This is a genomic window from Siculibacillus lacustris (genome assembly GCF_004328075.1).
Taxonomy (GTDB): domain Bacteria; phylum Pseudomonadota; class Alphaproteobacteria; order Rhizobiales; family Ancalomicrobiaceae; genus Siculibacillus; species Siculibacillus lacustris.
On record NZ_SJFN01000054.1, the window covers coordinates 26119 to 34148 of the forward strand.

The 8030-nt window shown below is 66.4% G+C and carries 10 protein-coding genes; all 10 read left to right on the plus strand.

The genetic code is table 11. From position 1 onward, the window contains the following. Window positions 1–15 precede the first annotated feature (15 nt). The 10 genes from rpsE (at window position 16) to EYW49_RS21740 (ending at window position 7823) form a co-directional block, all read left to right on the plus strand. A complete protein-coding gene (gene rpsE / locus EYW49_RS21695) occupies window positions 16–564 on the plus strand; it encodes a 30S ribosomal protein S5 (protein WP_131311718.1) in 549 nt (182 codons plus the stop codon). Window positions 565–634: 70 nt separating this feature from the next. Beyond that, window positions 635–832, plus strand: a complete 198-nt coding sequence (gene rpmD / locus EYW49_RS21700) for a 50S ribosomal protein L30 (protein ID WP_131311719.1) — start codon at window positions 635–637, stop codon at window positions 830–832. A 93-nt stretch (window positions 833–925) separates the two neighbouring features. After that, entirely contained in the window at window positions 926–1411 is a 486-nt protein-coding gene (rplO, locus tag EYW49_RS21705; protein ID WP_131311720.1) for a 50S ribosomal protein L15, read from the plus strand. 55 nt (window positions 1412–1466) lie between these two features. After that, the gene (gene secY / locus EYW49_RS21710; RefSeq protein ID WP_131311721.1) at window positions 1467–2798 is read left to right on the plus strand and encodes a preprotein translocase subunit SecY; all 1332 of its coding nucleotides are present in this window, start codon (window positions 1467–1469) and stop codon (window positions 2796–2798) included. After that, on the plus strand, window positions 2795–3376 hold the full coding sequence (locus EYW49_RS21715) for an adenylate kinase (protein WP_131311722.1): 582 nt from the start codon (window positions 2795–2797) through the stop codon (window positions 3374–3376). The genes secY and EYW49_RS21715 overlap by 4 nt, the downstream gene beginning before the upstream one ends. Window positions 3377–3686: 310 nt before the next feature. Then, the gene (gene rpsM / locus EYW49_RS21720) at window positions 3687–4055 is read left to right on the plus strand and encodes a 30S ribosomal protein S13 (protein ID WP_131311723.1); all 369 of its coding nucleotides are present in this window, start codon (window positions 3687–3689) and stop codon (window positions 4053–4055) included. Between the two features lie 89 nt (window positions 4056–4144). Continuing rightward, on the plus strand, window positions 4145–4534 hold the full coding sequence (gene rpsK, locus EYW49_RS21725) for a 30S ribosomal protein S11 (protein WP_131311724.1): 390 nt from the start codon (window positions 4145–4147) through the stop codon (window positions 4532–4534). 118 nt (window positions 4535–4652) lie between these two features. Continuing rightward, window positions 4653–5705 (plus strand): DNA-directed RNA polymerase subunit alpha, encoded by a 1053-nt coding sequence (locus EYW49_RS21730; RefSeq protein WP_407695497.1) that lies wholly within the window; start codon window positions 4653–4655, stop codon window positions 5703–5705. Window positions 5706–5985: 280 nt separating this feature from the next. Next, window positions 5986–6402 (plus strand): 50S ribosomal protein L17, encoded by a 417-nt coding sequence (gene rplQ / locus EYW49_RS21735; protein ID WP_131311726.1) that lies wholly within the window; start codon window positions 5986–5988, stop codon window positions 6400–6402. Between the two features lie 164 nt (window positions 6403–6566). Beyond that, entirely contained in the window at window positions 6567–7823 is a 1257-nt protein-coding gene (locus tag EYW49_RS21740; RefSeq protein WP_131311727.1) for an EF-hand domain-containing protein, read from the plus strand. Window positions 7824–8030: the final 207 nt, after the last annotated feature.

The following is an 8030-nucleotide window of genomic DNA, read 5'->3' on the forward strand; positions in this document are numbered from 1 at the left end:
GAGGGAAGAACCGACATGGCAACGCGTGAGCGGGAAGAACGCGATAGCGAATTCGTCGACCGGCTGGTGCACATCAACCGCGTCGCGAAGGTGGTGAAGGGCGGCCGGCGTTTCGGCTTCGCGGCGCTCGTCGTCGTGGGCGACCAGAAGGGCCGCGTCGGCTTCGGCCACGGCAAGGCCCGCGAGGTGCCCGAGGCGATCCGCAAGGCCACCGAAGCCGCCAAGCGCGGCATGGTCCGGGTGTCGCTGCGGGAAGGCCGCACGCTGCATCATGACGTGGTCGGCCACCACGGTGCCGGACGAGTGATCGTCCGCGCCGCCCCGGCCGGTACCGGCATCATCGCCGGCGGTCCGATGCGCGCCGTCTTCGAGACGCTGGGCATTCAGGACGTCGTCGCCAAGTCCCTCGGTTCGTCGAACCCGTACAACATGGTACGGGCCACCTTCGACGCGCTGAAGGCCGAGGACAGCCCTCGTTCCGTCGCCGCTCGCCGCGGCATCAAGGTTTCGACCCTGCAGTCGCGTCGCGGCGGTGAGGGCGCGGACGCTTCTGCGGACGCGTGAGACGAGCCGGCGGCGTCGTTTTGAAAAAAACGGCGGCCGCACGGTGTTGAACAAAGCAAGGGCAAGCCCCATGTCGAATTCCACGGGCAAGACGGTCACCATCGAGCAGGTCGGCAGCCCGATCCGCCGGCCGCCGAAGCAAGAACAGACCCTGATCGGTCTCGGCCTCAACAAGCGCCATCGCCGGTCGACCCTCGAGGACACCCCCGAGGTTCGCGGCATGATCGCCAAGGTCGCCCATCTCGTCCGCGTCGTCGACGAGAACTGACGTCGAAGACGCGCGCGCCCTCCGGGGCGCGTCGAGACTGCCGAGACCCTCCGCACCGAACGTCCGGCGCGGCCGAACTCCGAGGAAAGAGCGATGAAGCTCAACGAGATCAGCGACAATTCCGGCGCCGCCAAGAAGGGCAAGCGCCTCGGCCGCGGCATCGGCTCCGGCCTGGGCAAGACCTCCGGCCACGGCGTCAAGGGTCAGAAGGCGCGCTCCGGCGTCGCCATCGACGGCTTCGAGGGCGGCCAGATGCCGCTGCATCGGCGCCTGCCCAAGCGCGGCTTCACCAACATCTTCCGCCTCGACTACAACGAGGTCTCGATCGCCCGCGTCCAGGCGGCGATCGATGCCGGCAAGCTCGATGCCGCCGCGCCGATCACCGGTGCCGCGCTGAAGGCCGCCGGCGTGCTGAAGCGTCTGCGCGACGGCGTCCGTCTGATCGGCCCCGGCGAGCCCAAGACCGCGCTCACCTTCGAGATCGCCGGCGCCTCGGCCCCGGCCATCGCGTCGGTCGAGAAGGCGGGCGGCAAGGTCGTCGTCCCCGAGAAGAAGAAGAAGGCGGAAGCGGCCGAGTGATCGGCCGCCCGCATCGCCTGCCGTACGGCCCAACGAAGCACCGGAGACGAGTCGCATGGCTTCTGCTGCCGAACAGCTCGCAGCCAATCTCAACTGGGGCGCCTTCGGCAAGGCCCAGGAACTCAAGAAGCGCATCTGGTTCACGCTGGGCGCGCTTCTCGTGTATCGGCTCGGCACCTACCTGCCGCTCCCCGGGATCGACGCTGCAGCCCTCGCCAAGGCGTTTTCCAACGCCCAGACCGGCATCATCGGCCTGTTCAACATGTTCTCCGGCGGAGCCGTGGGTCGCATGGCGATCCTGGCGCTGGGAATCATGCCCTACATCTCGGCCTCGATCATCGTGCAGCTCATGACGACGGTCATTCCGTCGTGGGAGGCGCTGAAGAAGGAGGGCGAGAGCGGCCGCAAGCAGCTCAACCAGTACACCCGCTTCCTCACGGTGGCGCTGGCGATTTTCCAGGCCTACGGCATCGCCGTCGGTCTCGAAGGCGGCTCCGGCATCGTCGCGGCGCCGGGCATGTTCTTCCGCATCACCGCGGTGATCACCCTGGTCGGCGGCACCATGTTCCTGATGTGGCTCGGTGAGCAGATCACCTCGCGCGGCATCGGCAACGGCACTTCGCTGATCATCTTCGCCGGCATCGTCGCAGGACTCCCCCACGCCATCGCCGGCACCCTCGAGCTCGGCCGTCAGGGCGCGATCTCGACCGCCGCGATTCTGGCGATCATCGTCGTGGCGATCGTGGTGATCGGCTTCGTGGTGTTCATGGAGCGCGCCCAGCGGCGCCTGCTGATCCAATATCCGAAGCGCCAGGTCGGCAATCAGATCATGCAGGGTCAGTCCTCGCATCTGCCCCTGAAGCTCAACACCGCCGGCGTCATCCCGCCGATCTTCGCCTCGTCGTTGCTGCTGGTGCCCGCCACCATCGCCAACTTCCAGTCGGGGCAGGGGCCGTCGTGGGTGACCACGATCACCGCTTGGCTCGGCCACGGACAGCCGCTGTACATGCTGTTCTACGCCGGCCTGATGATCTTCTTCTGCTTCTTCTATACGGCGATCGTGTTCAATCCGACCGACACCGCCGACAATCTGAAGAAGCACGGCGGCTTCATTCCGGGCATCCGTCCGGGTGAGCGCACCGCGGAATACATCGACTACGTCCTGACGCGGATCACCGTGGCCGGGGCCCTGTATATCGTCGTCGTCTGTCTATTACCCGAATTCCTCATTTCCTGGACCGGCGTGCCGTTCTATTTCGGCGGTACGTCACTGTTGATCGTGGTCTCGGTGACGATGGACACGGTGTCCCAGATTCAAGGGCACCTGCTCGCTCACCAATACGAAGGCCTGATCAAGAGGTCGAAACTCAGGGGGGGACGTCGATGAGGCTCATTCTACTCGGACCGCCGGGCGCCGGTAAGGGCACCCAGGCCGGGCGACTGGTCGAAGCCTACGGGATCGTGCAGTTGTCGACCGGCGACATGTTGCGGGCCGCCGTCAAGGCGGGATCCGAGGTGGGACTCAAGGCCAAGGCGGTGATGGAATCCGGCGGTCTCGTCTCCGACGAGATCGTCATCGGCGTCGTCGCCGACCGAATCGACGAGCCCGACTGTGCCCGTGGCTTCATCCTCGACGGTTTCCCGCGCACCGTGCCGCAGGCCGAGGCGCTGACCGTGATGCTCGCCTCCAAGGGCCTGAAGCTCGACGCCGTCGTGGAACTGGTGGTCGATGCCGAGGCGCTGGTCGCCCGCATGGAGAATCGCGTCAAGGAGACCCTGGCGGCCGGCGGCACCGTGCGTGCCGACGACAATCCGGAGTCCTTCCGCAAGCGGCTCGCCGAATATCGCGAGAAGACCGCGCCGCTGTCGGGCTACTACGCCGGCACCGGAGAGTTGAAGACCGTCGACGGCATGAAGCCGATCGACGAGGTCACGGCCGACATCGCCGCGATCCTGGGCGCCTGACGCCCCGAGAAATGTCGCCGGGTGGTTGACGCCCGGCGGCCAAATCCGTTATCAACCGGCCACTGTCGCGAATTGAGCGACCGGGGCCGGTTCCCCTATGGGGATCGACCGCCGGTGCGTTCGTCGTGAACCGCCGTCCGGAGACGACGAGCGAGAGCAGGTTCCGATCGGGCGGACGAGGCCCGAACGACCCGAACCGGCTCCGATGAGAATTCGGGAGGGGTCGTCGCGCCGAGGCAATCGGGGCGAAAGCCGCTCTGGGACGCGAGCGCATCGGACGATGCTCTCGGGAAGCGATTGGAGAAAAGCCGTGGCCCGCATCGCAGGCGTGAACATTCCGACCAACAAGCGCGTGATCATCGCGCTTCAGTACATTCACGGCATCGGCCAGAAGAAGGCCGAGGAGATCGTGACCAAGGTCAACATCGCGCCGGAACGTCGCGTGCAGGACCTCAGTGACGCCGAAGTGCTGCAGATCCGCGAAGCCATCGACCGCGACTACGTCGTCGAAGGCGATCTGCGTCGCGAAGTGGCGATGAACATCAAGCGTCTGATGGACCTCGGCTGCTACCGCGGCCTGCGTCATCGTCGCGGCCTGCCGGTCCGCGGTCAGCGCACCCACACCAACGCCCGTACCCGCAAGGGCCCGGCGAAGGCGATCCAGGGCAAGAAGAAGTGATGCGAAGGGGCCCAGCCTCGCGAGAGTGCCGGGCCCTGGTGGAGCCGCTGGAACTACGGCGGTGTCGAGATCGAAGGTAAGGACAATCCATGGCCAAGGAAGCGACGCGCGTTAAGCGCCGCGAGCGCAAGAACATCACCTCTGGTGTCGCGCACGTGAATTCGACGTTCAACAACACGATGATCACCATCACCGACGCGCAGGGCAACACGATCTCGTGGTCGTCGGCCGGCGCGCTCGGCTTCAAGGGTTCGCGCAAGTCGACCCCCTATGCGGCTCAGGTCGCTGCCGAAGACGCGGCCCGCAAGGCGTCCGAGCACGGCATGCGCACCATCGAGGTCGAAGTCCGCGGTCCGGGTTCGGGACGTGAGTCGGCGCTGCGCGCCCTCCAGGCGGCCGGTTTCATGGTCACCTCGATCCGCGACGTGACGCCGATCCCCCACAACGGCTGCCGTCCGCGCAAGCGTCGGCGCGTCTGACGCCGACGCGTCGAGCCGCTCGACGCCTCTCTCGCCGAACGACGGATCGTCTCCACCGTCGTTCGGCCCCGTTCACGAACATGGGTCGAATGCGGGCAGGGTACGGGACGGTACCGATATCCCGCGGCAGACCTCGGAAGGTGCCCACGTGACGATTCACAAGAACTGGCAAGAGCTCATTCGTCCGAACAAGCTCGAGATCAAGATCGGCGACGATCCGAAGCGCAAGGCGACCGTCGTCGCCGAGCCTCTGGAGCGCGGTTTCGGTCTGACTCTCGGCAATGCTCTGCGCCGCGTGCTGCTGTCCTCGCTCCAGGGCGCGGCGGTCACTGCCGTGCAGATCGACGGCGTGCTCCACGAATTCTCGTCGATCCCGGGCGTCCGCGAGGACGTCACCGACATCATCCTGAACATCAAGGAGATCTCGGTGAAGATGATGGGTGAGGGCCCCAAGCGCATGGTCGTGCGCAAGCAGGGACCCGGCACCGTTCTCGCCGGCGACATCCAGGTGGTCGGCGACATCGAGATCCTCAATCCGGACGTGGTGATCTGCACCCTCGACGAGGGCGCCGAGATCCGCATGGAACTGACGGTCGCCACCGGCAAGGGCTATGTCCCGGCCGACCGCAACCGTCCCGAAGACGCGCCGATCGGTCTGATCCCGGTCGACAGCCTCTATTCGCCGGTCAAGAAGTGCAGCTACCGCGTCGAGAACACCCGTGAGGGACAGGTCCTCGACTACGACAAGCTGACGCTCAGCCTCGAGACCGACGGTTCGGTCAAGCCGGAAGACGCCGTCGCCTATGCGGCGCGCATCCTCCAGGACCAGCTGGCGATCTTCGTGAACTTCGAAGAGCCCCGCAAGGCCGAGATCGAGGAGAAGATCCCCGAGCTCGCCTTCAACCCGGCGCTGCTCAAGAAGGTCGACGAGCTCGAGCTGTCGGTGCGTTCGGCGAACTGCCTGAAGAACGACAACATCGTCTACATCGGCGATCTGATCCAGAAGACCGAAGCCGAGATGCTCCGCACCCCGAACTTCGGCCGCAAGTCGCTCAACGAGATCAAGGAAGTTCTCGCCCAGATGGGTCTCCATCTCGGCATGGAGGTCACCAACTGGCCGCCGGAGAACATCGAAGAACTCGCCAAGCGCTACGAGGATCACCAGCTCTGAGGTTTCGGCGCCCGGTGATCGGGCGCCGCTTCGAGCCGGTCGGGGAGGGCGGTGCTCTCCGCATGGAAATTCCGGGGCCGGCGGCCCCGGCGGACGACGAGGCGGAGCGATCCGCCGACAAAGACTTCCAAGCCCGGATGCACAATACCCGGGGTGTCACGGTCGGTTCGACCGGGGCTCCCGGTGACGTACCGGGACCTCGACAACCGGCGCTTCTCCGATCGACGGAGCGGCGCGTGGGCGGGCCGAACGGCCGCGGCCCCAACCTGGAGCACCTCCGATGCGTCACGGAAACGCGGGCCGCAAGCTCAACCGCACCTGGGAACACCGCAAGGCGATGTTCGCCAACATGGCGGCCTCTCTGATCACCCACGAGCAGATCGTCACCACCCTGCCCAAGGCGAAGGACCTGCGTCCGATCGTCGAGAAGCTGGTGACTCTCGCCAAGCGCGGCGACCTCAACTCCCGCCGCAACGCGGTCGCCCAGGTTCGCGACGAGAAGGCCGTCAAGAAGCTCTTCGACGTGATCGGCCCGCGCTACAAGGACCGTGCCGGTGGCTACACCCGCGTCCTCAAGGCCGGCTTCCGTCACGGTGACAACGCCGCCGTCGGCGTGATCGAGTTCGTCGACCGCGACGTCGCCGCCAAGGGCGCCGAAGACCGCGCCCGCCGCGAAGCCGCCGAAGCCGCGGACTGATCGGGCCACTCCCCAACTCCGAGACGACAGAGAGGCGGTCCCGTGTGGGGCCGCCTTTTTTCATGGGATCGGCCGATCCGGCGAAATGCATCGATACGGTTTAGGGAAAATGCAACCGGTACGGGAGAAACTCCCCGGCGTCGAACCGGCAGGAGACCCCGACGATGTGTTCCGCAAAGACGACTTGCCTCGGCGTGGCTCTGGCGATGGCGGCCGCCATCGGGCCGGGGGTCGGACAGGCCGCGGACGGTGGCCGTCTCGATCGCGATCCACCCGCGGTGCTGCAAGCCATGATCGGGGTCGGCGTGACGGTCGCCTCGGTGACAGAGCGCGCTCGCACCATCTTCAAGCGTAGCGATGCCGACGGGGACGGGTCGTTGACCGCGGCGGACGGCCGCTTGGCGGATTCGGTGGCGCAGACCACCATGCGCGCCGCGTCGGTGATGAACCTCTTTCAATTCGATCTCGACGGCGACGGCATCGTGACGGAAGCCGAGATTCGCACCATCCTGGCCTTCGAGCGCCGCATCTCCGGGCCGCGGGCGCCGCTGGCCGGCGGGTCTTCGGAGACCCTGGACGCCCGGGTCCGGGCCTTCATGGTCGCCGATGCCGATCATGACGGCCGCATCACCTTGCAGGAGGCACAGACGGCGGCGCGCAACGCGATCGAGGCGACGAAGTCGGTCGCGGGGACGGAAGCAATCATCGTCGAGTTGCTCGACTACGCCGGCAACCGCAATGTCGGGCTGTCCGAACAGGCCTTCGTCGATCTCGTGCTCGAGCGATTCAAGGAGATCGATGCGGATGCCGACGGGACCCTGACCCGCGAGGAGATCAATGCCTCGACGCTGCGGCGGCAGGAAATTCGGCGGGCAGCAATGGCGGCGCGACGGCAGGCAGAGGAGGAGGCGACCCGCCGCCGGGCGGTACCGCCAGAGGTGCAGGCCTGCGAACTGCCCAAGCCTTCGCCGGAAGCAGCCGTGGTCCTGCTCTCCGCCTACGAGAGCCAATCGCTGTCGACGACCGCGATCGGGACGCGGGAAGTCGCGGTCGGAACGGCGACCGTGTCCGTCGAGCAGGGCGAGGGGCCGGTGTGGGTGCTGCTTCTCACCCACAAGCCGGTGATCTGGCGCTTCACCGGTGCGGTCGGACGCATCGAGCGGGCGATCCTTCTCTCGTCCGTGGATCTGGCGAACGCCGGCCCGGAGTCGCTGGCCGGCGCCACGGGGCTGGCGCGTGAGAAGATCACGTTCGGCCCCCCCTGCCTGAAGCCCTTCACCGACGCGCGCTCGATCGATTCGAGCAGAGTGCTCGCCTCCGTCCGGAAGCAGACGGAGCGGGATCCGGTGGTGGCGGCGACCTATGCGCTGTCCGCGGTGAAAGTGCGGGTTTCGGTAATGTCCGGACAGCGTTTTCGGTAATCTCCGGACAGCTCTTTCACTAATTCCCGGACAGCAATTCCGGTAATTCCCGGACAGTTTTGATGGCCGGTTCTCGGCTGCGCCGTTTGGCAGGTTGGGCTCTCACGAAGAAGAGAGGCCGACATGCCCAGACGGAAGCAAGCGAGACGAACGACCGTGAGAGATATCCGGACGATCCTGCGCCTGACCCATGAGCAGGGCCTATCA